We start from the raw sequence: 25,254 nt of genomic DNA, 5'->3' as shown, positions 1-25,254 counted from the left end.
GGGTCAACACCGGGTACCCCGACCGTACGGCCAGGGTATCCCGATGGGTGAGGTATGGACGGACGGCCCCGTCCGGCGCTATCCGCCGGACGGGTTACCCGAAGATCCCCGCGATGCTGTTGAACAGGCTGGCCAGCAACTGGATGGCGAGGACCACGAAGACGATCATGAGGGCGATCGCGATCATCACGCCCGCCGTGTTCGACGACGGTTTACCGAGCCGCGGCATCTGCATGGAGCGCTTTGCCCGCCGTACTTCGACTTCGGCCTCTTCGTCGACCTCGACCGGCTCTTCCTGCTTCAAGCGCCGAGGCTGGCGGATCAGCTGGGAAGGCCTCGACGGCCAGGTGCGCTGCTGGGGCAGGATCCCGATCGGCGCAGCACCTTGCTCACCGACCGTGCTGACGATCTTGGGGGGCGACTGCGCGGCGGTCTGCTCGGGACCCGGGCTTTCGGCGGGCCGCTCGTCCGCGAGCATGGCCGCGTTGACCATCCTGCTCACCACTTCGGGGTCGTGCTGCACCGGTCCCGGCACCTGCACGTGGACGTCGTCGGCTCCCGGCGGCGGGGCCGCCGGGGCGGTCGTGACCAGCCCGGACAGTGGGTCGGCGAACCTGTCGCCCGGAGGATCTGCCTGAGTGCCGTCGCCTTTCACGAAGTCGGGGGCATCGAAGAAGGGGGTTTCGCCCTTCCCGCTCATGGTGACCACCTCACTACGGAATGTCCTCTGCTTCCAGGGTAACCACCTCGGCCCGCCGCACATCCGCCCAATGGGCCAGATAAATGTCACGCGCCGCGAGGCTGATCTTCACATCCTCGAGCAAAGGTTCGAAGAAAGAACGCCGGTAGCGGGCATCTGTCGCGGTCGATGCGGCGAAGTACAGACCGGAGAAGACGGCGAGGAAGACAGAGACGTTGACGAGTGCGGAACTCACCGGAAGGGGGACACCCAGCAGTGTTCCCGGCGCCGATTCCCGGCCGGCGAACTCGGTCACCACCTCCGGGGTGAGGATCAGCACCCCGAACACCACGAAGAAGGCGAACACCAGCACCCCGAACGCCACGATCTGCACCGCTTGGGCGAAGAACAACACCAAGGCGATGTTCAGGCGCTCGATCTTCGTCAGCGCGCGCCGGTCCGGCGGAGGCGTGTCGTCGTCGAACGGCGTGCCGCGCAGGACGGCGGCCCCGGGTTCCACGGTCCAGGACTTCAGATCCTTGATCTCGTCGGACAGCATCGACGCCAGGAACACCGCGCCGATCAGGACGAGGAAGCCCGCCACCAGCCACAACCGGCCGGGAGTCAGCCTTTCGACGGCCTGCCACAGCTCGGCGGTGAAGAAGCTGAACATCACCACCAGCAGGAGCAGCGGCAACGCCCGCGAAGCCAGCGTTCCGATGGCTCTGACCTGCGCGACCGCGCTCCGCGCCGCCCAGGTCAGGATCGAACCGACGCCGATCCGGACCAGCAGCATCAGCACGCCCAGCGCGGCGAGGTTGGCGAGCACGGCGATCCACAACGGGTTGTCCCACGACACCAGCCCGGTGAGCCGCTCGCCGAGCGGCAGCACGAACAACCAGAAGCCGATCGTCGCCGCCATGACGGCCAACCGGACCCTGGTGCGGCTCAGCACGCGGAGCAGCATCGCCATCAGGCGGCCGGCGATCACCGGGACCACGACCACGGCGAACGTCAATGCCAGCACACCGAGGACGTAGCCGACGCCGCTGCTGCGCATCCTGGCCGCGAGCACGTCCTCGGGGACGTCGAGCAGCTTCAGCAGCCCGGCAAGGAGCAGGTCGAGCAGGCACAGGAACACCAGCCCGGGCGTGGACCGGCGCAACATGCCCGCCCCGCGCCTCCGCCGGTGGATGACCATCGGCAGCCCTCGCCGCCGGAACCACGCGTCGGCCGCGCGCCGGTCCAGGTCCATGCCCGCCCCCTCGTCTATGGCTACGTCCGGCTCAAGTCCACCGCCTCGTGCAGCCAGCCCGCCAGTGCCCGGCGGTCCATTCCACCGAACATCAGCCACCCTTCGGAAGGGGCGGCGTACAAAACGAACCTCCCCAGATCGTTGTCGATGATCACGAAGCCGTAGTCCGGGTACTCGGCGTTCAGGCCGCCGAAGGCGACCAGGTCGAGGATCGCCGTGCCGGTCCGCGGACGGCTCAGCGTGTCCACGACCAGGCCGACCTCTTCGTCCTGGCCGGCCAGCGGCACGCCGTGCCCGTCGATCCTGATGCGCATCGGCTCGGTCTCACCGGCGGGGACGTGCGGGAGCCCACCGAAGACGCGGGCACCCAGCTCGCCGAAGTCGCTCAGGCTGAACGTGGTCCGCCGCCCCGACCTCATCCGCCAGACGACCGCCTGATGCCCGTCGCCGTAGCAATCGACGCGCACCGAACGGGGCGCGGACGCGAAGACGCCGGTGAGGACGCCTCGGACCGAACCCCGCAGCATCACACCGTGCATCCGGACCGCCGCGGGATGGATTTCGCCGTTCTCGATCAGGCCGGCCTCTTCGAGCATCGCCGCCTTGGCCGCGTACCGCTCGGCCTGGGTGACGAGATCCGCCGGCTCGTCGTACGACGGGCACAGGCGGCGGATCTCGTCGTCGGTGATCTCCGGGTCGTAGCCCAGGTACACGCTCCGCCGCTCGGGCACGGCACGCAGCACCGGCTCGGCGGCGCGCCTCATCAGTTCCTTCACGGTCGCCGGTTCACGCATGGTTCTGCACCGCCTTCACGATCCATTGCTCGGCCGTCGACCGGCTGGCCGGGCCCCAGGTGAGCGTCCAGCGGCCGTCGCCGTCCATCGCCGCGCTGAACTGGTACCGGCCGAGGTCGTTGTCCACCAGGCCGAAGGCGCCGTGCGGATACTCGGCGAGGATGGAGTTCCGCACCGCGAGATCGACGAGGACCGTGCCGTGCCGAGGCCGCGAAGCACCCTCACGGATCACCTCGACGGCTTCTCGCGCCCGCAACGGGATCAGCCCGCCCGCGTCCGTCTCGATGCGCACGGTCTCGCCGGTGCCGGGCGGATGGTCGGGCAGCCCGTCGAACACCCAGCCCGGCAGCGCGCTGAGGAAGCCGGACCGCAGCCGCGCTCGCCTGCCGAGCTTGTTCAGCACCGTCGTGTAGTCCTCGTCGCCGAAGAACCGGACCTCCCACGGCTCCGCGCGCGAGGGGAACACCCCGGTCACCACGCCGCGGATGAACCCGCCGCGCAGCGCGCGGTACAGCCCGACGGCCTCGGGCGTGACCTCACCGCCGGGGGCCAGCCCGATGGTCGCCATCCCGCTCACGAACCGGGTGTACTGCTCCACCTCCTCGGCCAGGGTGAGCCCCGGCGTCGGCTCCTCGTCGGCCAGGACCGGCGGCACGGAGAGCTCCGGATCGTAGAACTCCATCACCGAGGGACGCTCCGGAACCTCGGCGGCCAGCGGGGCGATGACTTCGTCGATGACGTCGAAGACAGCGGTCGTTGAAGTGCTCACCTGACCATTGAACACCCTGGTACCGACAATTTTTAGAACTTTTGTTCGAACGGGTGAGGTCGTTCGGCGAGCGGTCGGTGAGCGGTTTCCTGTCACCGAGAGTGCATGAGGCACACAGACAGTAGCGGCGGCCATCGAGGCGATCGGCTACACCCTTGCGACATCCGCTCGGATCGCGAGACAGGCGAAACTGTCGAGCACCGGGCTCATCTCGTACCACCTCGCGAACAAGGAAGAACTCATCTTCCTCGGCGGCGCCCTCGACTACGACCCGGTGTCCGGTGGAGGGCCGGTCTTTCGTGCTCGCCGGAACGCCCGACCGTCCTGTCGGGTGTCGTACCCGCTGCCGGTTGACTCCGTTCCCGCCCTCGGCATCGCGCTGTACGACTCAGCGAGGTCGAACCGTCGCCGGGCGAGGCGCAGAGACGTCTTTCGGCGCGAATGATCGCGTACTGGACCACCTTGAGTGATCCAGGACGCGCCGGAGCACCCGCTGGGATTCGGATGCCGTGCTGCCGATTCTGGGCAAACCCTCGCCCCCGGATGCCATGAACGGTCCGTTACTCGCGAATTTCGCGAGTAACGGACCGTTCATAGCGCGCTAAGGGAGCTACTTCGTCTTCGTGGCCGTCGAGCGCGTCGAGGGCTTCTTCGCCGCCGCGGTCTTGGTCGCGGTCGACTTGGCCGCGGTGGTCTTCTTGGCCGCGGTCGTCTTGGTGGCCGTCGTCTTCGACGCCGCCGTCTTCCGGGCGGGAGCCTTGCGCTTGGGCGCCGGGCCCTTCGCGCGCTTCTCGGCCAACAGTTCGGCGCCGCGCTCGGCGGTCAACTCCTCGATGCTGTCCGACTTCCGAAGCGTCGCGTTGTACTCGCCGTCGGTCACGTACGGACCGAAGCGGCCGTCCTTGACCACCATCGGCTTACCGGACACCGGGTCGTCGCCCAGTTCCTTCAGCGGCGGCTTCGCGGTCGCGGACCGGCCACGCTGCTTCGGCTCCGAGTAGATCTTCAGCGCCTCTTCGAGCGTGATCGAGAACAGCTGGTCCTCGGTCGTGAGCGAACGCGAGTCCGTGCCCTTCTTCAGGTACGGCCCGTAACGCCCGTTCTGCGCGGTGATCTCGTCGCCGGATTCCGGATCCTTGCCGACCACGCGCGGCAGCGAAAGCAGCTTCAGCGCGTCTTCGAGGGTCATCGTCTCGATCGACATCGACTTGAACAGCGAGCCCGTCCGCGGCTTCGGCTGCTTCGCCTTGGCGGCCTTCTTCTGCGCGGCCGTCGCGCCTTCGGGCAGCGGCTCCGGCTCGGGCAGGAGCTCGGTGACATACGGGCCGAAACGGCCTTCCTTCGCCACGATCTCGTGTCCGCTGACCGGGTCCTTGCCGAGTACGCGGCCTTCCTGCGGCGTCGCGAACAGCTTCTCCGCGATGTCCTTGGTCAGCTCGTCCGGCGGCAGGTCCTCGGGCAAATTCGCCCGCTGCGACGTCCCGTCGACCTCGCGCTCGAGGTACGGACCGTAGCGGCCGACACGCACGACGACGGTGTGCCCGTCGGCGTCGGTGAACAGGGGGATCGAGTTGATCTCGCGGGCGTCGATGTCCTCGACGCCCGAGCCGACCAGCTTCTTCAGCCCGCCGAGACGGCCGACCGAACCGTCGACGCCCATGTCGCCGCCGAAGTAGAACTTCGACAGCCACTGCGTGCGGTGCTCGTCACCGGCGGCGATGCGGTCGAGCTCGTCCTCCATGCCGGCGGTGAAGTCGTAGTCGACCAGCCGCTCGAAGTGCCGCTCCATCAGGCCGATCACGGCGAACGCGACCCAGGACGGCACCAGCGCGGAACCCTTCTTCCACACGTAGCCGCGGTCCTGGATGGTCTTGATGATCGACGCGTACGTCGACGGGCGGCCGATGCCCAGCTCTTCGAGCTTGCTGACCAGGCTCGGCTCCGAGTACCGCGCCGGCGGCGACGTGGTGTGCCCGTCCGGGCTCAGCTCGGTCGCGGTGAGCGCCTGGTCCTTGACCAGCTGCGGGAGACGGCTCTGCTTGTCGTCCGCCTCGCCACCGCTCTCGGTGTCGACGGCCTCGACGTACGCCTTCAGGAACCCGGCGAAGGTGATCGTGCGGCCCGACGAGGCGAACGTGACCTCCTCGCCGCTGGTGGCGGTGCCGACGATGCGCACCGACATCGTGGTGCCCTTCGCGTCCGCCATCTGCGACGCGATCGTGCGCTGCCAGATCATCTCGTAAAGGCGGTACTCGTCGGTGTCCAGATCCTTCGCGACCTGGCCCGGCGTGCGGAAGACCTCGCCGGAGGGACGGATCGCCTCGTGGGCCTCCTGCGCGTTCTTCACCTTGCGGGTGTACTGACGCGGCGACGGCGAGACGTACTCCTTGCCGTACAGCTGCGTCGCCTGGCTGCGCGCCGCCGAGATCGCCGACTCCGACAGCGTCGTGGAGTCGGTACGCATATAAGTGATGTACCCGTTCTCGTACAGCTTCTGCGCGATCCGCATGGTGCGCTCGGAGGTGAACCGCAGCTTGCGGCCCGCTTCCTGCTGCAGGGTCGAGGTCATGAAGGGCGCGTACGGCTTCCGCGTGTACGGCTTCTCCTCGACGCTCGCGACCTTGAAGTCGCGGTTCTTCAGCGCCTCGGCCAGCCGGACCGCGTCGGCCTCGGCCAGCACGCGGATCTCGTTGTTGGAGGCCTTCAGCTGCCCGTCGGAGCCGAAGTCACGGCCGGTGGCCAGTCGCGCGCCGTCGACGGCGATCATCCTGGCCGGGAAGTTGCGCGGCGACGCGTCGGCTCCGGCGTCCATCGTGGCGGAGATGTCCCAGTACGACGCCGAGGTGAAGCGCATGCGCTCGCGCTCCCGCTCGACCACGATCCTGGTCGCGACGGACTGCACGCGGCCCGCCGAAAGCTTCGGCATGACCTTCTTCCACAGCACGGGCGAGACCTCGTAGCCGTAGAGCCGGTCCAGGATGCGGCGGGTCTCCTGCGCGTCGACCAGGTCTCCGTCGAGTTCGCGGGTGCTGTCGGCCGCGGCGCGGATCGCCTGCTCGGTGACCTCGTGGAAGACCATCCGGCGCACCGGGACCTTCGGCTTGAGGGTCTCCAGCAGATGCCACGCGATGGCTTCGCCCTCGCGGTCGGGGTCCGTGGCGAGGTAGAGCTCGTCGACGTCCTTGAGCAGGCTCTTGAGTTCGGTGACCTTGGACTTCTTGTCCGGCGTGACGACGTAGAGCGCCTTGAAGTCGTTGTCGACGTCGACACCCAGCCGCGCCCACGACTCGCCCTTGTACTGGGCTGGGACGTCGGCCGCCCCGCGAGGGAGGTCGCGGATGTGTCCGACGGAGGACTCCACGACGTAGTTACCGCCGAGGTACGGGGCGATCTTGCGGGCCTTGGTCGGCGACTCGACGATCACCAGCCGACGACGGCCCGCGCCGTCGTCCGACGCCGCGGTCTTCTTCGTCCGTGCTCCTGCCACGCTGTCCTGCTCTCCGCTCATCTTCGGCGCCTTCGCGCCGCCTCTCGACCCGTCAGTGTGCACGCTCGCACCGCCCGGACCACGGCTAGGTGGTGCAACACGCCGCCGATCGTGTGTCCAGCGCATCGCCGCTGACCTCGTCGATGTTTCCTTTCAACACCTAGCACGTGATGTCGGACACGTCCGCCGGGGGTCCCGCGTGACGGGGCGAACACCCTCCGTTCGACGGTGGTGGCTCCCCGCCCGCCAACGCTTCACTTGATGTCCACGCCGACCCGAAAGGACTCCACGTGACCCGACGACTCCTCGGCACGCTGTTCGCCATGCTGACCGCGTCCGCACTGGTCGGCACCGCGCCGGCGCAAGCGGCCACGACCACTTTCGCCGGAACCGTGGCGTTGTCGAACTGCTCCGGGTCGGTGGTCAAACCGCCCGAGGCGAGCCTCGACGACCCCGCCCTCGTCCTTTCCAACGGCCATTGCCTGCAAGAAGGTTTCCCGGACCCTGGAGAAGTAATCGTCGACAAGCCGTCGTCGCGGACCTTCAGCCTGCTGTCCAAGGACGGCCGCTCTTCGCTCGGCACGCTCAAGGCGAAGAAGCTGCTCTACGCGACGATGACCGACACCGACGTCTCGCTCTACCAGCTCGACACCAGCTACGCCAAGATCAAGTCGGCCTACGGTATCGCCCCGCTGACGCTCTCGCCGACCCGTCCTTCGGCGGGCATCGGGATGGACGTGGTGTCCGGTTACTGGAAGAAGATCTACTCCTGCAACGTCGACGGCTTCGTCCACGAGCTGCGCGAGGCGAATTGGGTCTGGAAGGACTCGATCAGGTACACCTCGGCGTGCCAGACGATCGGCGGGACCTCGGGGTCGCCGATCGTCGAGAGGTCGACGGGCAAGGTCGTCGGCGTCAACAACACCGGCAACGAAAGCGGCCAGCGGTGCACGATGAACAACCCGTGCGAGGTCGACGCGGCCGGGAAGGTGACCGTGCGGAAGGGCATCAACTACGGGCAGCAGACCTACCAGCTGACCTCCTGCCTCTCGCACAGTGAACTCGACCTGTCGAACCCGAACTGCCGGGCTCCGAAACCCTGACCTCACCCCTCGTGAGTGGTTAGGACGGTTAGAACCGTCCTAACCACTCACGAGGCCTTTGTGCCGTCCAGCCCGCGCGTGCCCAGACGGCCTTTTCGCGTGATCCGACGGACGACACGCGTGACCAGGCGGACGACAAGCGTGACTGAATGGACGGCACTCCCGTGCTCGGGTTCAGCTGCGAGTCGTCCACCTGATCACGCGAGCCGTCTCCCCGAGCACATGTGTCCTCCGTCCATTCACGAGAGTCGTCCGTCCAGACACGCGCGTCGTCCGTCTGAACACACGTGTCGTCTCCCCGAGCACGTGAGTCGGCAGTCCAAGCACGCGAAATCGCTCGGCAGCAGGCACCAAGCCACGGTTGCCCTAACCGTCCTCACCCCTCACGAGCCTCAAACCGCACGCACCACGGGCACCAGGCTCGGCCAAGCGGGCTCGGCACCCGCCGGCGCGTCTCCGATCAGCTCCAGCACATGCGCGAGCCGCCTGCGCCCGGTGACCCGGAGCAGCGCTTCTTCGCCCTTCTGCGCCTTCGCCGGCACGCCCAGCTGGGCCAGCGCCGTGATCCGGCGCACGCCCAGCTGGGCCAGCGCCGTGATCAGCCGCTCGTGCGTCTCCGGCGCCTCAGGATCGAGCGCGAGCAGGTAGCCGTTGCCCTGGGGACTGCCCGCCGCGAGCGCCCACATTCTCAACATGGCCCCGTCGAGCCGGAAGCCTTCCGGCAGGACCTTCTCTTCACCACGGTTCCAGCGCTGCTCCAGGGGCAGCAGGTCGACGCGGAACGGTGTCCTCACGAGCGGCCGTCCGCATTCGGCGGCCGAGACCTGCGCCTCGGCGCCGCGCCGACGGCATTCCCTGGCGAGGGCACCCGCCCGCCACGGCTCGTCGACCACGGCGGACAGCCGCGCGGCCGTCCGCCCGAAACCCGTCATCCGCCCGGGCCCGCACAGCACACCGGCGAGGTCGGCGAGCCCCGGCCCGCTCGCCTCCGCCGAGAAGAGCGAGATCGTCCCGTCCACCCGAACAGAATAGAACACAAGTTCGAGTCATGGCCAGTGATCGCCGGGTGACTCAGCGAGGTTGTTTGACCAATTCCTGGCAAATCGGGATCCGGCTGCTCGCCGCGGCGAGCTGGGGGACGTCGTTAAGGCCCCTGAGAAGGTCGAGGCGGTCTAGTTCGTCGAGGGACGTCCTCGCGTCACGAAGCGCCGTCTTCGTCGCTTCGGGGTCACTTGAGGAGTCGAGGCGGAGGCGGACGTCGTCGGCGCGGGCCCGGATGCCGGCGAGCTGGGCGACGGCGGACATGCGCGAAGAGTCACCTCCCGCGACCGGCGCCGGACCGAGGTTCTCGAAGGCCGCGGACGTGCGATCCAGCCCTTCGACCACCGAGGTCAACAGCTCGCTGGACGTACGGGAAGCCTGCTGCGGCGTGCTCGGATCGACGCTGGGCAGCGTCGCCAGCGTCCGGACGAGGCCGCCTGCCGCGCCGCAGTATCCCTCTGTCCAAGCGGAGGCGGGGTCGGCCTCCGACGCGCTGACCGTCGCGAGACCTTCTTGTCTGGCGTGGGAAGTCACCGCGGGCTGCTGCCCGCACCCGGCGAGGCCGAGTCCGATACCTGTTGCTAGCGCGGCAAGGACGGTGAACCGCGGCCGCACGAAAACACCTCCCGACCTGACGACTTCCCAGCTGGCCCCCGACGGTACCGATACCGGGGGGCAATGCAAATCAACGCGGCGGAAAGAAGCGTCAGGAAGGCAGCTTCTTGCAGTTCGGGGCCTGCGCGGCCAGTGTTTTCAGCGAAACGTTCGTTTCCAGCTGCTGGAACGGGTCGGGCATGTCGTTGATGTCGGATCCGATCTGCCGGAAGGAAACCGCGGCGGCCGCCACGGCGGCCTTGTCGTCCTTCGGTGCCGCGTCGAGTGCGGCCTTCGCGGCTAGCACCTTGTCCCGGATCGGCGTCAGCGCGGCGACGATGCTCTCGCGCGCCGCGTCGGCTTCCGCGCTCGGCGCCTGGCCGAGCTTCCCCAAACCGGTGACCGCGTTGTCGAAACCGGGCGCGAACACCCCGAAGGCCTCGTCCATCACCTTCCGCGCACTCGCGACGTCGTCCTGCTCGAAATCGGGCATCCGGAAATCGCCGATCTTGGCGAAGTCGATCAGCGAACCGCAGAAACCGTCCATCCAGGAACTCCCGGCCACCGGCGCGGGTGAAGAAGGAGAAGGAGCGGACGCCGGCTCCGCGCCACCACAGCCCGCCAGCAGGAGAACGGCGGCGAACAAGATGATCGAACGCCTCATGGCAGGGACTCCCCCGGATCGGATCGGCGTGACGCACAGACATTAGCCCGCGCCGGACAGACGCCGGGCCCGCCACGAGAGATCGTGACGGGCCCGGCGGGCGGAACTTTCGGAGTTACGCCTTCGCTTGCGCGGGGTTGTCGGAAAGAACCGACTCGCGCCGCTTCGAGACGACGATCGCGGCGACGATGATCGCGACGGCGACCAACGAAATCCCGATCCGGACGGCGACGTTCGCGTCCGCGCCGATCGAGAACTGCACGACCGCCGGGGCGATCAGCACCGACACCAGGTTCATCACCTTGATCAGCGGGTTGATCGCCGGACCGGCGGTGTCCTTGAACGGGTCACCCACGGTGTCACCGATGATGGTGGCCTCGTGCGCGTCCGAACCCTTGCCGCCGTGGCTTCCGTCCTCCACGAGCTTCTTCGCGTTGTCCCAGGCACCACCGGAGTTGGCGAGGAAGATCGCCATCAGGGTGCCGGAAGCGATCGCGCCGGCCAGGTAACCGGCGAGCGCGCCGGTGCCGAGGCCGAAGCCGACCGCGATCGGGGCGAAGACCGCGAGCAGACCGGGCGTGGTCAGCTCACGCAGCGAGTCACGCGTGACGATGTCGACGACCCGGCCGTACTCGGGACGGGTGGTGCCCTCCATGATCCCCGGGATGTCACGGAACTGGCGGCGCACTTCGTAGACGACCGCGCCGGCGGCACGGGACACCGCGTTGACCGCGAGACCGGAGAACAGGAACACGACCGCGGCACCGACGATCACACCGACCAGGGTGTTCGGGCTGACCACCGAGTTCACGAAGAAGTTCACCGCGCTCGTGCTCGCCTCGGCCGCCTCCGGGATCGACTTCAGCGCCTTGCTGATCGCGTCCTGATAGGACCCGAACAGCGCCGTCGCCGCGAGGACCGCCGTGGCGATCGCGATGCCCTTGGTGATGGCCTTGGTGGTGTTGCCGACCGCGTCGAGCTCGGTGAGGATCTGCGCCGCGTCCTCGTCGACGTCACCCGACATCTCGGCGATGCCCTGCGCGTTGTCCGAAATCGGGCCGAAGGTGTCCATCGCGACGATGACGCCGACCGTGGTGAGCAGACCGGTACCGGCCAGCGCCACGGCGAACAGCGCGACGCCGCCACCGAGCAGGTACGCACCGAACACGGCAGCGCTGATGACCAGCGCGGTGTACACGGCGGACTCGAAACCGACCGAGATACCGGCCAGGATCACCGTCGCCGCACCGGTTTCGGAGGACTTGCCGACCTCCTTGACCGGCTTGTGCTCGGTGCCGGTGTAGTAGCCGGTCAGCTTGAGGATGACCGCCGCGAGCACGATGCCGATGATCACCGAAATGGTCGCGATCAGCGCCGGGTTGCCGGACTCGTTGGTGGCACCACTGGTCAGCTCGGAGAACGAACCGGGCAGGTAGACGAACGCGGCGATCGTCGAGAGCACCGCGGAAATCCCCGCGGAGATGTAGAACGAGCGGTTGATCGTGACCAGACCGCCTTCACCCGCTTTGGCCTTGGTGATGTAGACGCCGATGACCGCGGTGATCACGCCGATGGCGGGAACGATGAGCGGGAAGATCAGGCCGTGCACGCCGAAGGCCGTGCTACCCAGGATCAGCGCCGCGACGAGCATGACCGCGTACGACTCGAAGAGGTCCGCCGCCATGCCGGCGCAGTCGCCCACGTTGTCACCGACGTTGTCGGCGATGGTGGCCGCGTTACGCGGGTCGTCCTCGGGGATGCCCTGCTCGACCTTGCCGACCAGGTCCGCGCCGACGTCGGCGGCCTTCGTGAAGATACCGCCGCCGACACGCATGAACATCGCGATCAGCGCGGCACCGAAACCGAAGCCCTCCAACACCTTCGGGGCCTGTCCGGTGTAGACCAGGACGACCACCGCGGCGCCGAACAGGCCGAGACCGACGGTGATCATGCCGACGACGCCCCCGGTGCGGAAGGCCAGGCGCATCGCCTTCTCGCGACCGCCTTCCTCGCGCGAAGCGGCCGCGACACGAAGGTTCGCCTGCGTCGCCAGCCACATGCCGAGATAGCCGATCGCGAAGGAGAATCCGGCGCCGACCAAGAAGAAGATGGACCTGCCGATCTTCTCGTTCCAGTCATCGGCCGGCAAAGCGAAGAGCAGCACGAACACGATTCCCCCGAAGATCACGAGGGTGTTGCGCTGCCGTTTGAGATAGGCAGCCGCGCCTTCCTGCACTGCCTTCGCGATGTCCTGCATCTTGGAGGTGCCCTGGCCGGCGGCCAAGACCTCCTTGAGCAGAACGTAGCCGATGACCAGTGCGGCAAGGGCGACCACGGCGATCACACCGACGATGGTGTAACCACCTCCGGAGAGCGTGAGTTCGCCCTCCGCGAGGAACTGCCGGGACATTCGTCCTCCTGGAGACGTCGCCGTTGGCCAACGACGATCCGCCGATGGAACCGGCGTGCCGACGTTGGCATGGGGATCTGAGCCGAACGTCACGCTAGTCGCACTGCAAGGCACGTCTCACATGACGCTCGCCACAGACGGTGTGGATTGCGGGAGTGTATTGGTAGTGGGATGGCGGGCGGCAAGGCGTCCCCGCCACCGTACGTTCCGTAATCTTGTGAGGCTGGTCACTGTATCGATCATCAGGGGCCGCTTCCAGTGCCTGTTCCGTCCGGCGGCGGACCGTTTCTGTCGGTGCGCTGTGCCAAGCTTCCGAAGGTGGACGGCACGGTGCGATCCGGCAAGGGCCGGCGGCTTCTCGACCGCGCGACGGCGGGGATCCCGGCTTCGCTGTACCCGGTCACCCATGTGGCCGAGTTGCCGGCCCGTCCGGCGGATCGCGTGGACTGGCCGGAGTGGGCGGCGGGTCCGGTCGTCGAGGCGCTGAAGGCGAACGGAGTCGAGGTGCCATGGCGGCATCAGGTGGAGGCCGCGTCCTTGGCCCGCGGGGGCAGGCACGTCGTGATCTCGACCGGCACCGCCTCGGGCAAGTCGCTCGCATACCAATTGCCGGTGCTCTCGGCACTCGTCGAGGACGAGCGGGCCACGGCGCTGTACCTGTCGCCGACCAAGGCGCTCGGCGCGGACCAGTTGCGCGCGGTGTCCTCTTTGGACATCAAGAAGGCACGGCCGGCGTCGTTCGACGGCGACACCCCGCTGGAGGAGCGGGACTGGGTCCGCGCGCACGCGAACTGGGTGTTCACGAACCCGGACATGCTGCACCGCGGGATCCTCTCGTCGCACGCGCGCTGGTCCCGGTTCTTCCGTCGGCTCTCGTTCGTCGTCGTCGACGAATGCCACAGCTATCGAGGTGTCTTCGGTTCCCATGTGGCGCTGCTGCTGCGCAGGCTGCGAAGGGTCGCGGCGTACTACGGCGCTTCGCCGGTCTTCGTCCTCGCGTCCGCGACGACGGCGGACCCGGCGGCGTTCGCGTCGAAGCTCTCCGGACAGGACTGTGTCCCCGTCACCGAGGACGGCTCGCCGCGCGGCGAGCGCACGGTCGCGTTGTGGGAACCCCCGCTGCTGTCGGAACTCTCGGGCGAGAACGGGGCGCCGGTGCGGCGTTCGGCGGGGGCCGAGGCTTCCCGGATCCTCGCCGAACTGGTCATCGAAGGCGCCCGCTCGCTGGCTTTCGTCCGGTCGCGGCGGGGCGCGGAGCTGACCGCGCTCGGCGCCAGGCGGATTCTGTCCGAAGTGGACGGTTCGCTGGCGGAATCCGTCGCCGCGTACCGATCCGGGTATCTCCCGGAGGAACGCCGCGCCCTCGAAGCGGCGTTGCTGTCCGGGCGGTTGCTCGGCGTCGCGACGACGAACGCGCTCGAACTCGGCGTCGACATCGCCGGGCTGGACGCGGTGGTACTGGCAGGCTATCCGGGGACGCTCGCTTCGTTCTGGCAACAGGCGGGCCGGGCCGGGCGCGCGGGCGACGCGGCTCTGGTCGTGTTCGTGGCCCGCGACGATCCGCTGGACACCTACCTCGTGCACCATCCGGCCGCGATCCTGGACCGGCCGGTGGAGGCCGCCGTCCTCGACCCGTCGAATCCGTATGTGCTCGGGCCGCAACTGGCCTGCGCCATCGCCGAACTCCCACTGACCGAACCGGAGGTCGCGGCCTTCGGCGGTGACGCGGCACGCGCCGTGCTCGCCGATCTGGTCAAGGAGAAGATCGTCCGCCGCCGCCCGAGCGGCTGGTACTGGACCTCGCGCGACCGGCCGCACGCCGAGGTCGGCATCCGGGGTTCCGGTGGCGAGCAGATCGCCGTGGTGGAAGCCGATTCCGGCCGGATGCTCGGCACCGTCGACCCGGGTTCCGCCTGTTACGCGGTCCATCCCGGCGCGGTGTACCTGCACCAGGGTTCGTCCTATGTGGTCGACGAACTGGATCTGGAGACCGGGCTCGCCCTGGTGCACGCTGAGGACCCGGACTGGTCCACGTCACCGCGCGAGATCGTCGACATCAGCGTGTTGCGCACCGAAGAGAAGCGAGTGCACGGCGGGGTCACGGTGAACCTGGGCGAGGTTTCGGTGAGCTCGCAAGTGGTCGGCTACTTGCGGAGACGTCCGTCCGGTGAGGTGCTGGACCAGACTCCGCTGGATCTGCCGGAGCAGAGCCTGCACACCCGTGCCGTCTGGTACACGATCTCCGCCGAGCTGCTCGGCGCGTCCGATGGTGTGGTGGGGACCGGGGGCCATCGGACGGGGACCGAAGTTCTGGAGCCGGTGGGGACCGGAGGCTCCAGGGTGGGGACCGAGGAACTTGGCGGAGCACCGGGGACGGGCGCCGAGTTGGATCCGGCGCGCGTCCCCGGTGCCCTGCATGCCGCCGAGCACGCGGCGATCGGCCTGCTACCGCTGTTCGCTACTTGCGACCGCTGGGACATTGGCGGGGTGTCGACCGCGTGGCACGAAGACACCGGGGAGGCGACGGTGTTCGTGCACGATGGCCATCCCGGGGGTGCGGGATTCGCCGACCGCGGGTTTGCCGCGATTGTCCCTTGGCTGGCCGCAACGCGGGAGGCGATCGTTTCCTGCGAGTGCCCGGCCGGCTGCCCGTCCTGCGTCCAGTCGCCGAAGTGCGGGAACGGCAACGACCCGCTGGACAAGGCGGGGGCGGTGGCCGTTCTGGACACCGTGCTCGGGGCTTTGCGTCAGCACGGGTCCGTGTCCGGCCACGGGGTGGCTTGAAATTGTGGGTTGATCAGGCGGCGGTGCTGAGGCTCGCCACCGGGGTGACGGCCTTGTCGCCGGCAAGCGCACGGACGAGCACGTCGTGCACCTCGGCGGCCTCGGGCAGCTGCCAGCCCCAGACCTCGGGCTTGACCCGCCAGTGCACGACACCGTGCTGGAACGGCGACGGGGGCAGCGGGATGTAGCCGTTCGCGCCGTGCCACTGGATCGAGGCCTGGTCGGCCAGTTCCCGCGGGATGCTCGCCACGACGGTGGTGAGGAACAGCCAGCGGCCGTTCGGCATCGCGACGATCGGCGCGGGGTGCCCGGTGGCGCGCAGCAGGCGGGCGGCGGCCTTGCCGAGCTCGTCGTCGACCTCGATGGCGTCGAGCACGGTGCCGGTGGCGACGAGCAGGCTGTGCGTGTCGTCGCCGAACCAGGTGGCGACCTCGTGCGGGTGGGCCTCGGTCAGCTCGCGCCAGTTGTCCTGGGCCGGGACCGGACGCCGCCAGGTGAGGTCGTCACCCTCGGCGGTGAGCGCCGCGGGCTCGGCACCCGGGAGCACCGGCCAGCCACGCCAGGCGAGACCGATCGCCTCCGCACGCATTTCGATGCGGAAGGCGCCCCGCCAGCTGTCCGGCCAATTCGCGTCCAACATTACTGTCCCTGCCTCAGGTCAACTCTGTCCTGTGTCTGTCTCGGTCGCACCGGCCTCGGCGAGCTTTTCGAAGTGGCGCACATCTCAATAAACGGCAAGTTGCACATCGGGAGAAGACCTCACGCGACAACCGGCGGTTACTCAGCGATGAACGCGCGGTAGTGCGACCGGACGGACCGAACGCCGGACGTCCGATTAACGGGCCCGCACGACCGGTATGGAGCCGTTCGTCGCAGCCGACCTGGGCTTCCCGCCTGCGTGACGGCACTCAGGACGAGCGGCGGGCGGCCGTTCGGCGGCGAGCTGATCATGGGTTCGACCGCTCGCCGCGCGTCAACGACCGCTGCTCGCGCCCAGCGGTTACTCGCGCGTACTACCGGCCGGTCGCCGCCCGGCGACCGTTCACCGTGCGACGTCCGTCACGGTGGCCGGTCGACCGGACCCGCCCGGGCCCGTGCCTCCGCCCGTCCGGTGACCAGCGGCCGCCCTGACGGCTCAGAGCGCACTTCGATCAGGGCGTCGCCGCGTTCCCACCGGCAGGTCAGCAGCGTGACCGACATCCGGACGGCGACCTGCCGCGCCCGTTCGCAGGCCGCGGCCGGACCGTCCGATGCGTGTGAGGCCGCCGCGAGCGCCGCCAGGTCCGCGGCGGCCTCGGCACGGTGCCGGGTCGTGACGGCCGCGCCGATCCAGAAGGCGAACGCCGCCGCGCCGACCAGGACGGCGACGATCGAGGCGGTCCACACGGTCGCGACACCGCGATCGTCCGCGGTCACGGCCCGCTCCCCGGCTCTGCGATGGCGAAGGCGCTGGAGCGCAGCCGGATACCGGGCAGGAGCCCCGCGGCCGGTTCGGCCTCGACGCCGGCCGTGATCGTGTCGCCTTCGCGGACGACGTTCAGCCGGGCGCCGGACGGCGCGATCTCCCGCACGGCCTGTTCGGCACGGGCGGGCTGGCCGCGGGCGAGCAGCCTGGCGGCCTCTCGGGCCGCGTCCGTGCAGCGGAGATGGTCGGACGCGACACCGATCCCGGCGAGCAGCAGGGCCGAGACGAAGGTCAGCGCGCCGATGCCGAGCGCGGCCTCCACCGTGACGGAGCCGCGATCCTCCCCGCGCATCAGAACTTCACCGACAAGGCCCGCTCGATGAGCGCGGTGAGCCCGGCGCGGACGGGTTCGCTGTCGATGACCAAGTAGAGGAGGGTCGCCAGCGCGGCGGCGGCCAGGGTGGCGATGGCGTACTCGACAAGTTTCTGTGCATCCTATACAATTAGTGATGTAGGAGATACAGAAAGTAATGTTCGACGTTCAAGGACTCGCCGCCGGAATATTAGTTCGGATCAGTGACGACCGAGAAGGCCGCGCACTAGGGGTTAAGCGCCAGGAAGAAGATGCGCGCCACTTGGCTGCGCGCCTCGGCGTCATCGTCCAGAAGGTCTACGTCGAGAACGACATCAGTGCCAGCGCCATCGCTGGCAGCGAGCGTCAAGAGTTCGACGAGTTCATGCACGACTGGCAACGTGGCGCGTTCAAGGTGCCGCTCGCCTACACGACGGGACGCTTGACCCGCGACAACATCGTTGCCGAGCGCGTCATTGCCGCAGCTCGGCAGACAGGAATCAGTCCTTACTACGTGGCCTCGCCCTGGTGCGACTTGAACACCGCAGCGGGTCGACGGATGTACCGCAGCTTGGCCGTGAACGACACAGGTGAAGCCGAGGACATCCAAGAACGCGTGCAGCGAAAGAAGCTCGAAGATGCACGCGAAGGCAAGGCGGCCGGTGGACCGCGTACCTACGGGTACGGGCTGGTCATTGGGTATGACCCGGTGAAGAAGAAGGACATTCGCGACCCGTACCAAGTGATCGACGAAGAGGTCGCGGTTCTCCAAGAAGGCAAGCGCCGGACACTGGCCGGTGACAGCCAGTTCACCATCGTGCGGGACTGGAACGCTCGCGGCATCACCACTTCAAAGGCTGGCCAAAAGGTCAAGCACAAGGGCAACGTGACGATCTGTGACGGCCGTTGGGATGTCGGCCGCCTCAAGCGCACGCTGCTTAACGAGTGCTACATCATCTTCGATCCGACCAGCCACCCCACCGATTGCCCCTGTCTCCAGAACCCGGAGACGGGCGGCACGCGGATTCATCACACGGAGCGTCACCGAGCGAAGTGGCCGGGCCTCTTCACACGCGCCGAGCACGACTCGATGGCCACCGTGTTCAACGGTCGCAACGTCTACTGGTCGAACGTTGGTCAGGTGAAGGCTCGTACCTACCTTCTGAGCGGCATCGTCGAGTGTGGCGGCACTTGGCGCAACACCGAGAAGAAGGGCAGCTACTGCGGCGGCCAGATGTACGGCCAAGGCAAGGTGTACGACACCAAGAAGGGACGGGTCTACCAACGCCGCTACGCCTGTAAGAAGTGGGATCGCGACGGCAGTCGTCTGGGCTGTTCCACGGTTTTCCGTATCGCGGATGCCGTCGAGGCGTACGTCACCGAACAAGTCTTGTTTCGCTTCGATTCACCGGAAGTCCTCCGCGCGCTGACTCCGGCGGATAACGAGGAGCGCATGGCGCAACTGGTACAAGACCTTGCCGAGCTCCAGGTGCGCCGCGAACAGTTGGCCGCCGAGTACGCCAGAAAAGAGCACGACAAAGACGACTACCGCGTCATGATGAAGGCCATCAAGAACGATATCGAAGCAGCCGAGTCGGAGAAGAAGCAACTACTGAGCACCAAAGCCAAGAGCTTGGCGGTTCCAACCAGCGGCCTACGCGAGGTATGGGACACTGCCAGTATCGAATGGCGCGCCAGTGTCGTTACGTTGGTGGTCGAGAGGGTGATAATTCACCCTGGCCGCCCGGTGCGGAAGATGTGGCCGAATAAGAACGGCTGGTGGTTCGATCCTGATCTGGTTGAGATTGTCTGGCTGCATTAACAAGCAGCTGAAGCCGGGCGATCGTGGCGGGGTGCCTCACTTTTAGAGGTACCCCGCTTTTTCGTGTTGACTTTTTCACCTCGCGCTCCAAGTTCGGTTTCATCCTTCTATCTCCACTTATGATTCTATTATACTCCAATCTTCATTACGTACACCAGCGTTCAACCTTGAAGCCACATAGCATTGAGCACACCCGGACAACCTCAAGCGATCAAACATTTCTACCATATGCACAACCCATCTCGCATGACTAAATAGAGATAGCCAAGAAGTTCTTGGCAGCAGCGGGATAGGAGAAAACTGTGGCGATCGTTAGCCGCAAGGTGTCGGACTTATCCGGCAACGAAGGCAATGACGAGGAGTTCGCGCAGGTCATCGTTCGGCAGCACCCGAAACTTGACCAACCGAAAGCCCTCGATGTACTGACCGAAGAACTGGCTCAGTTCAAAGACATCGGCGACCTGGTTGTTTTGGAAGCTCGCATGCCCGACGGTTCAACGCGGGACATTCACATGCGACTTGCCGAATTCAACAAACTAGGCACCGATATGGACGGAGTCCTCAGCAAAGCGCGCGGTACACGCGGGCGAGTACCCGGTACGCGAATCGGGTCATAGCGGGCCGCGTTCCATCCACCCGTTTCCCGCTCTGATTTGTCCCCAGGCCAAATCAGAGCGGGCTCAACCCTGCAAAATTTGCGGGAAATATCAACAAAAGATCAACGAATTATAAGCAAGATCCGCAACAATAGCCAATGGAGACGAGGAACGTTTCCTCCGAACCAAGTGACGTTTCACGGCAACCTGGCCAGAGGTAGACGCCTACCGGTCGGTGTTGTAGAAACAGCAAAGTTGCTTGCATAAGTATAGCGTTTTTCTTCACAATTAGAGAGTGAGTGTGCCTCCTCCAGTTGACGATTGGTTGGCTAGAACCTCCGCAACATTAAATGAGAAGACCTTAACTCACTCAGCATCACATCCTCGAAATATCGGGATGTAAAGCCATTACACACCTCATGCACAACCGCTGTCAAGACAGCTCAGGTTAGTTTGTTGTGGCCCTGACATCATCCCTCATGTTTCGAGCGTTAATCGAAAAGGAGGGTAGTTTTGGCAGCAGACGATAACAGCAATATAGATGGCAGAGTTCGATCGACGCTCACGTGGTTTGAGTTGTATTTCCCGCACGAGCTGAGCGCCAATGAACTAACGAAATTATTACAACCGCTGGCGTATCGGCCGAAGCTTGGCTGGCGCCGAAGAACGCCCATTGCAGTGTTTGAACTCCGAGCGAAGGCCGGGTCAGTTCGGTGGCTGCTTGGCCTTGACCCTCAAATTGCCGGTGAACTGCCAACGCAACTTCGTGCCCAGCTTCCCGGCCTGGTGCTCGTTCATCGTCAGAGAGTCGGCCGCGCGAAGACCCTGCTGGCAAGTGAGGTTCGGCCGGTTGGCCTGTCACAACCGCTGCGCGTGGACATGGCTGCCAACGTCACGGCGGGCTTACTGGAAGTGATGAACGCCCTTGGTAAGGGTGAGTCGGCCGTAGTGCAGTGGGTCATTGGCCCAGCTCAGCAGCGCCAAAGCCGACCAGTGCCGTTCAACGTAGCGCGGGCACTTGGATTGGTGGCGCTTACCCCGGAAACTCCAGATCAGCGGCGACAGTGGCGGGCCAAGGCAGCCGAACCTTTGTTCGCTGTTCGAGCGCGTATCGGTGCTCGCGCTAGTACACCTGAACTTGCCAGCGCCATCGTCCGCATGTTGGGCGACGCCCTTCAACTGGCGAACGCCAGTCACACTGAGCTCCGGGTATCCAAGCCAACCGTCCGGGGCGCTCGTCAGCTCGATCTTGTGGTACCCGTGGCGGGCGGCTGGGCGGGCATTCTCAACGCGGCCGAACTGGCTGCGGTGTTGGGCTGGCCGGTTGATGGGGTGGCTTCTCTGAGCCAGGTTCACGGTCGTCAGTATCCAGCTCCTAGCAAAGTCCTCCTGTCATCGACGCTCTCAGAACAAACGCTGCGTCTTCGGGTTCTGGGTGTCAGCCTTCATCCGGCCGACAGCGGCAAGCGAGTGTCGATGCCGCTGGCGACGGCCAGGCATCATCTGCATGTCATCGGCCCAACTGGTTCGGGCAAATCAACGCTGCTGGCGCAACTGCTGCGAGGCGACGTTGCGGCTGGCCACAGCGTTTTAGTGATTGAACCGCGCGGCGACCTGGTCGCCGATGTCCTTGCCGATGTTCCCCAGCACCGACGTGAAGACGTGGTGGTTATCGAACCTGGAGGTGTATCAGAGGTCGTCGGCATCAACCCGCTCGCCGGCGGCCCCGGTGAAGCCGAGCAACAAGCCGACCACCTGCTTCACCTGATGCGAGAACTCTACGGCTCCAGCTTGGGGCCTCGAAGTGCCGACGTTCTTCTTCACAGCCTGATCGCGCTGGCCCGTGATGAGAACGGCACCTTTGCCGACCTCCCGGTGTTCTTGACGAACGCGACCTTCCGTCGCAACGTCCTCGCCAAGGTGCACGACGGGTTAGTGCTTGCGCCCTTCTTCTCTTGGTACGACGGACTCTCCGAGGCCGAACGCCACCAAGTGGTGGCACCAGTTCTCAACAAGACCCGCGCGTTCTTAAGTCGAACGCCCATCCGTCGCCTGCTCGGCCAACCTCGGCCGCGGTTCCAACTTGACGACCTCTTCAACGAGCGGCGCATCGTGTTGGTGAACCTGAACACGGGAGTGATTGGAAGCGAAACCGCCCAGCTCATCGGCGCGCTGCTTGTCACGCAGCTGTGGCAAGCCATGCAGCGCCAAGCGAAGAAACCACGCTCACAACGTCGGCCCCTGATGGTGGCCATCGACGAGGTCCAGAATTACCTGAAACTGCCAGTTGAACTTGGTGATCTCTTCGCCCAAGCCCGTGGCCTGGGTGTTTCACTGACAGTTGCCCACCAACACCTGACTCAGCTTCCGGCAAAGCTGCACGCGGCGATCCTCGCCAACGCTCGCTCACGGGTCGTCTTCCGGCCAAGTTCAGACGACAGCGCCACCTTGGCGAGAGTCCTTGGCGGCGGACTGACCACCCGTGATCTGGAACTTCTTGGCGGTTTCGAGGCGTACGTACGACTGCTGGTTGACCACCAGCTCAGCGAGCCGTTCATCGTCCGCACCAACCGCTTACCGCACTCCGCGACGAGCCGGAGTGAAGTACGTCACGCAAGCCAGCAGACCTACGGCGCCGATGGCGCGGCCGTCGATGCCGCCCTTCAACAGCGGTGGCGAGGTGGCGACCCCCCGCGTGGTCCGATCGGCCAAATCTCGCGGGAGGCCGCATGATGGCGGGCCTTCAACGTTCGCGTCGGCCTTCTCATCGTGTCGGCCGACATGGCTGCTCCGACTCTGTTAACTCGTCGCTACCGCCAGTGAATATCTCATCACCAAGAGGTTCACGATGAGATTTCCCGCTGCAACCGGCGGGCGGGTCACTCGACTTCGGCAACAACTCAGCCCGCGAGACCTCGCCGTACTTACTTCACTCCAGAAGGTCCGCCTGCTGAGTCTTCGGCAACTACAACGCCTTCACGTGGCGGATGGTTCGCCCAACGCTCGCGTTCGCCGTGCTCAACAGGTACTCCAGAAACTTCACAAGCTCCAACTCGTGGTGCGGCTGGCCCGCGTTATCGGGGGTGTACGTGCAGGTTCGGCCGGATACATCTACGGGTTGTCGGGCCTTGGGCAAGCCGTTTTGGATGTCGGCGGACCACTCGGTAAGCGACGTCGACGCACGTGGGAGACCAGGCCGTACTTCCAGGATCACATGCTGGCGGTTTCTGAACTCTACGTTCAACTGGTTGAACAGTCCTGGCAGAACGCCGCCGACCTCCTTCAGTTCGATAGTGAACCAAGTTGCTGGCGCTACCACCACGGACAGGGCGGCGAGATGGTCATCGTCAAGCCCGACGCATACGTCCGGCTTGGCATCGGTGCCGTTGAGCGCAGCAGCTTCGTCGAGGTCGACCTTGGTACAGAGCGGGCGCCGACCATCCGCCGAAAGTGTCTGCGCTTCATCGCCTACTGGCAGTCCGGCGCAGAGCAACAACAACGCGGGGTTTTTCCCAAGGTCGTGTGGCTGGTAAAGGACGAGTTCCGCCTGACGCAGCTCACGCAGGTAATCCAGAAGCTCGCCACCGAAACCCAAGCGCTCTTTGAGGTCGGGCTCCTCGCAGGCGGTGCAGCGGTTCTAGCGCAGACGCAAGAAGGAGGCGAGAAATGACCGACCAACGATGGAGCCGCGGGCCGCCCTGATTGCGGGCAATCTTTCCCGAAACGCGTGAAACTTTAATATAATAGTAGGAGGCATATGGAAGAAGAGAAAACTGAATCAACCATCAAAACTTCTGGAGCGACTACGCCGCTCTTGCTGAGCGTGCCGGAAGCACGTAAGAAGCTCGGCGGCATCAGCAAGTGGTCCCTCTACCAACTTATCAACTCGCGTCAACTTGAATCGATACGTATTGGCCGTCGCCGGCTCATCCCCCAAATAGCGCTTGAATCCTTCATCAATCAGCGTTCACGGGAGGATAATGCGTAATGGCTCGCCGTCGCACAAACGGCGAGGGTTCAATCTACCGACGCAAGGACGGACGCTGGGAAGCTTCCTTTTATTCAGTCGCAGCTAGTGGTATTCGCAAGCGAGTAAGAATCTACGGGAAATCCCGCAGCGACGTCCACGAGAAGTTGACCGACCTTAAGGCTAAGCAGCAACAAGGCATTCCAGTTGCAGATAAAAGCTGGCGGACTGGCGAGTATCTCGATTATTGGCTTGAGCAGGCGGTGCGCACTAAGCGAAAGCCTCTCACCTACCAGCGATCGGAAAGCATAGTCCGCCTCCATCTGAAGCCAGGTTTAGGACGTTACACCCTCAGTAGATTGTCAGTTCGCATCGTGCAGGCTTTCCTCGACCAACTCCATGGCACCGGTACCACTGAGGCGAGTCTATTTCAGATACGTAAGGTACTGAGCGCTGCACTTGCATGGGCAGTTCGGAAGGAACTTTTGTTCCGCAACGTCGCCCGACTCGTCGAACTTCCGAGATACAAGCCTGCGGAGGCCGCCTACTGGAGCGCCGATGAACTGCGAATATTCCTTGAAGTTGCAAAGTCTGATCCGCTCTACTCCCTGTTCTTGATTGTTGCGCTCTACGGGCTCCGGAGTGGCGAAGTACGGGGTATCCGGTGGTGCGATGTTGACTTCGCCCGTAACGAGTTGCACATCCGGAAGCAGGTTCAACGCATCGACCGAGCCCTACAGGTTGTACCGCTCAAAACGGAGTCGAGTCGCCGTGATGAACCGTTGCTTCTCGCCGCCAAAGAAGCACTTCTAGAACAGAGAGCCAAACAAGCCGCGGCCCAGGCCGCGGCTGGCGATACCTGGCAAGGCAGCGGTGACGTTGAAGAGTTAGTCTTCACCACCAAGACGGGACGACCAATTGAGGCGCGCAATGTATTTCGATCATTCCAGCGTATTTGCACCCAGCACAACCTTAAGCGCATCACCTTGCACGGGCTTCGCCACTCCAACGCCACGGCACAAAAGAATCTCGACGTACAAGACCGCGATACGCAAGCGATCCTCGGGCATAGCGACCTGCGAACAACCGGCATCTATACGCATGTCAGCATGGAGAATAAGCGTGCTGCTTTAGAGAAGGTTGAACAACAGCTTTTTACGATGGGCGGTGACAGCAGTGCGCGTAGCCGTCAACTTAGCCGTCAAAGTCACGACTTAGCCGCCAAAATCCTTCAGAGCATACGCCCCAAAGAAAACACCCACCTCTGTTGGGTGGGTACTTTCTTTGGTGGCTCCTCCCAGACTCGAACTGGGGACACAAGGCTCTTCAGGACGTTCGAGCACACCGCTTTCATTCGTATTACAGAGGTGCAAGAGTCTGTAAAGAACCGTACGAGGCAGTGGATATTGGGTGCAGTTGCCGTCAACTTAGCCGTCAGAACACCTGTCGACGCGGGGATCTAGTCAATCCTGTCGCGCAAGGTGAGTCTCTTATTAATTTTCTGTTTTGACTTTTCCACCATAACAAACACT

The 25,254-nt window shown here is 65.4% G+C and carries 21 protein-coding genes; 8 read left to right on the top strand and 13 right to left on the bottom strand.

Features of this window, described 5'->3' with window-relative positions:
• Positions 1 to 94: 94 nt before the first annotated feature.
• The 5 genes from BLW75_RS27365 to topA form a co-directional block, all read right to left on the bottom strand.
• The gene (locus tag BLW75_RS27365; protein WP_241783501.1) at positions 95 to 700 is read right to left on the bottom strand and encodes a hypothetical protein; all 606 of its coding nucleotides are present in this window, start codon (positions 698 to 700) and stop codon (positions 95 to 97) included.
• 13 nt (positions 701 to 713) lie between these two features.
• Positions 714 to 1,934, bottom strand: coding sequence for a hypothetical protein (locus BLW75_RS27360; protein WP_034309989.1), 1,221 nt, complete (start codon positions 1,932 to 1,934; stop codon positions 714 to 716).
• 20 nt (positions 1,935 to 1,954) lie between these two features.
• Positions 1,955 to 2,728, bottom strand: coding sequence for an ESX secretion-associated protein EspG (locus BLW75_RS27355; protein ID WP_034309987.1), 774 nt, complete (start codon positions 2,726 to 2,728; stop codon positions 1,955 to 1,957).
• A complete protein-coding gene (locus BLW75_RS27350) occupies positions 2,721 to 3,512 on the bottom strand; it encodes an ESX secretion-associated protein EspG (RefSeq protein ID WP_034309984.1) in 792 nt (263 codons plus the stop codon). The genes BLW75_RS27355 and BLW75_RS27350 overlap by 8 nt, the downstream gene beginning before the upstream one ends.
• A gap of 595 nt (positions 3,513 to 4,107) precedes the next feature.
• Positions 4,108 to 7,005, bottom strand: a complete 2,898-nt coding sequence (topA, locus tag BLW75_RS27340) for a type I DNA topoisomerase (RefSeq protein WP_198935709.1) — start codon at positions 7,003 to 7,005, stop codon at positions 4,108 to 4,110.
• Positions 7,006 to 7,274: 269 nt separating this feature from the next.
• On the opposite strand from topA, the gene BLW75_RS27335 reads away from it, so the two are divergent.
• Complete coding sequence (locus BLW75_RS27335) at positions 7,275 to 8,087, top strand: S1 family peptidase (protein WP_034309983.1); 813 nt, start codon at positions 7,275 to 7,277, stop codon at positions 8,085 to 8,087.
• Between the two features lie 392 nt (positions 8,088 to 8,479).
• On the opposite strand, the gene BLW75_RS27330 is transcribed toward BLW75_RS27335, so the two are convergent.
• The 4 genes from BLW75_RS27330 to BLW75_RS27315 all read right to left on the bottom strand — a co-directional run bounded on the left by BLW75_RS27330 (position 8,480) and on the right by BLW75_RS27315 (position 12,796).
• A complete protein-coding gene (locus BLW75_RS27330) occupies positions 8,480 to 9,124 on the bottom strand; it encodes a hypothetical protein (RefSeq protein WP_034309981.1) in 645 nt (214 codons plus the stop codon).
• 34 nt (positions 9,125 to 9,158) lie between these two features.
• Positions 9,159 to 9,743, bottom strand: coding sequence for a hypothetical protein (locus BLW75_RS27325; RefSeq protein ID WP_034309978.1), 585 nt, complete (start codon positions 9,741 to 9,743; stop codon positions 9,159 to 9,161).
• Between the two features lie 91 nt (positions 9,744 to 9,834).
• Positions 9,835 to 10,386 carry a hypothetical protein gene (locus BLW75_RS27320; protein WP_241783499.1) on the bottom strand — a complete coding sequence of 184 codons (552 nt, stop codon included), beginning with the start codon at positions 10,384 to 10,386 and terminating at the stop codon, positions 9,835 to 9,837.
• A 115-nt stretch (positions 10,387 to 10,501) separates the two neighbouring features.
• A complete protein-coding gene (locus BLW75_RS27315) occupies positions 10,502 to 12,796 on the bottom strand; it encodes a sodium-translocating pyrophosphatase (RefSeq protein ID WP_034309976.1) in 2,295 nt (764 codons plus the stop codon).
• Positions 12,797 to 13,114: 318 nt separating this feature from the next.
• On the opposite strand from BLW75_RS27315, the gene BLW75_RS27310 reads away from it, so the two are divergent.
• On the top strand, positions 13,115 to 15,580 hold the full coding sequence (locus BLW75_RS27310; RefSeq protein ID WP_034310298.1) for a DEAD/DEAH box helicase: 2,466 nt from the start codon (positions 13,115 to 13,117) through the stop codon (positions 15,578 to 15,580).
• 13 nt (positions 15,581 to 15,593) lie between these two features.
• Here BLW75_RS27310 and BLW75_RS27305 read toward each other — a convergent pair whose 3' ends face one another.
• The 4 genes from BLW75_RS27305 to BLW75_RS27290 all read right to left on the bottom strand — a co-directional run bounded on the left by BLW75_RS27305 (position 15,594) and on the right by BLW75_RS27290 (position 17,453).
• Positions 15,594 to 16,220 (bottom strand): bifunctional DNA primase/polymerase, encoded by a 627-nt coding sequence (locus tag BLW75_RS27305; protein WP_034309975.1) that lies wholly within the window; start codon positions 16,218 to 16,220, stop codon positions 15,594 to 15,596.
• A gap of 419 nt (positions 16,221 to 16,639) precedes the next feature.
• On the bottom strand, positions 16,640 to 16,996 hold the full coding sequence (locus BLW75_RS27300; protein WP_034309972.1) for an Rv3654c family TadE-like protein: 357 nt from the start codon (positions 16,994 to 16,996) through the stop codon (positions 16,640 to 16,642).
• Positions 16,993 to 17,337 carry a TadE family type IV pilus minor pilin gene (locus tag BLW75_RS27295; protein WP_034309969.1) on the bottom strand — a complete coding sequence of 115 codons (345 nt, stop codon included), beginning with the start codon at positions 17,335 to 17,337 and terminating at the stop codon, positions 16,993 to 16,995. Before BLW75_RS27295 ends, BLW75_RS27300 begins: the two co-directional genes overlap by 4 nt.
• Entirely contained in the window at positions 17,337 to 17,453 is a 117-nt protein-coding gene (locus tag BLW75_RS27290; protein ID WP_091599965.1) for a DUF4244 domain-containing protein, read from the bottom strand. Before BLW75_RS27290 ends, BLW75_RS27295 begins: the two co-directional genes overlap by 1 nt.
• Positions 17,454 to 17,515: 62 nt before the next feature.
• Between BLW75_RS27290 and BLW75_RS27285 the strand changes: the two genes are divergently transcribed.
• From BLW75_RS27285 to BLW75_RS27260, 6 genes are all read left to right on the top strand, one after another.
• The gene (locus BLW75_RS27285) at positions 17,516 to 19,159 is read left to right on the top strand and encodes a recombinase family protein (protein ID WP_091598431.1); all 1,644 of its coding nucleotides are present in this window, start codon (positions 17,516 to 17,518) and stop codon (positions 19,157 to 19,159) included.
• Between the two features lie 302 nt (positions 19,160 to 19,461).
• Positions 19,462 to 19,776: a hypothetical protein gene (locus tag BLW75_RS27280; protein ID WP_034309966.1), complete on the top strand. Its 315-nt coding sequence runs from the start codon at positions 19,462 to 19,464 to the stop codon at positions 19,774 to 19,776.
• Between the two features lie 492 nt (positions 19,777 to 20,268).
• A complete protein-coding gene (locus tag BLW75_RS42410) occupies positions 20,269 to 22,488 on the top strand; it encodes a type IV secretion system DNA-binding domain-containing protein (protein ID WP_143055364.1) in 2,220 nt (739 codons plus the stop codon).
• A gap of 115 nt (positions 22,489 to 22,603) precedes the next feature.
• On the top strand, positions 22,604 to 23,425 hold the full coding sequence (locus BLW75_RS27270; RefSeq protein WP_091598426.1) for a replication-relaxation family protein: 822 nt from the start codon (positions 22,604 to 22,606) through the stop codon (positions 23,423 to 23,425).
• 87 nt (positions 23,426 to 23,512) lie between these two features.
• On the top strand, positions 23,513 to 23,743 hold the full coding sequence (locus BLW75_RS27265) for a helix-turn-helix domain-containing protein (RefSeq protein ID WP_091598424.1): 231 nt from the start codon (positions 23,513 to 23,515) through the stop codon (positions 23,741 to 23,743).
• On the top strand, positions 23,743 to 25,185 hold the full coding sequence (locus tag BLW75_RS27260) for a tyrosine-type recombinase/integrase (RefSeq protein WP_091598421.1): 1,443 nt from the start codon (positions 23,743 to 23,745) through the stop codon (positions 25,183 to 25,185). Before BLW75_RS27265 ends, BLW75_RS27260 begins: the two co-directional genes overlap by 1 nt.
• Positions 25,186 to 25,254: the final 69 nt, after the last annotated feature.

This window comes from Amycolatopsis lurida, from assembly GCF_900105055.1.
Taxonomy (GTDB): domain Bacteria; phylum Actinomycetota; class Actinomycetes; order Mycobacteriales; family Pseudonocardiaceae; genus Amycolatopsis; species Amycolatopsis lurida.
This window is presented reverse-complemented; position numbering and strand designations above follow the sequence as displayed.

Excerpts from the sequence above, each read along its gene's own strand:
- BLW75_RS27365 (WP_241783501.1), bottom strand. The coding sequence starts at position 700 with ATGAGCGGGAAGGGCGAAACCCCCTTCTTCGATGCCCCCGACTTCGTG.
- BLW75_RS27360 (WP_034309989.1), bottom strand. The coding sequence starts at position 1,934 with ATGGACCTGGACCGGCGCGCGGCCGACGCGTGGTTCCGGCGGCGAGGG.
- BLW75_RS27355 (WP_034309987.1), bottom strand. The coding sequence starts at position 2,728 with ATGCGTGAACCGGCGACCGTGAAGGAACTGATGAGGCGCGCCGCCGAG.
- topA (WP_198935709.1), bottom strand. The coding sequence starts at position 7,005 with ATGAGCGGAGAGCAGGACAGCGTGGCAGGAGCACGGACGAAGAAGACC.
- BLW75_RS27320 (WP_241783499.1), bottom strand. The coding sequence starts at position 10,386 with ATGAGGCGTTCGATCATCTTGTTCGCCGCCGTTCTCCTGCTGGCGGGC.
- BLW75_RS27315 (WP_034309976.1), bottom strand. The coding sequence starts at position 12,796 with ATGTCCCGGCAGTTCCTCGCGGAGGGCGAACTCACGCTCTCCGGAGGT.
- BLW75_RS27305 (WP_034309975.1), bottom strand. The coding sequence starts at position 16,220 with ATGTTGGACGCGAATTGGCCGGACAGCTGGCGGGGCGCCTTCCGCATC.
- BLW75_RS27295 (WP_034309969.1), bottom strand. The coding sequence starts at position 17,337 with ATGCGCGGGGAGGATCGCGGCTCCGTCACGGTGGAGGCCGCGCTCGGC.
- BLW75_RS27285 (WP_091598431.1), top strand. The coding sequence starts at position 17,516 with ATGTTCGACGTTCAAGGACTCGCCGCCGGAATATTAGTTCGGATCAGT.
- BLW75_RS27270 (WP_091598426.1), top strand. The coding sequence starts at position 22,604 with ATGAGATTTCCCGCTGCAACCGGCGGGCGGGTCACTCGACTTCGGCAA.
- BLW75_RS27265 (WP_091598424.1), top strand. The coding sequence starts at position 23,513 with ATGGAAGAAGAGAAAACTGAATCAACCATCAAAACTTCTGGAGCGACT.
- BLW75_RS27260 (WP_091598421.1), top strand. The coding sequence starts at position 23,743 with ATGGCTCGCCGTCGCACAAACGGCGAGGGTTCAATCTACCGACGCAAG.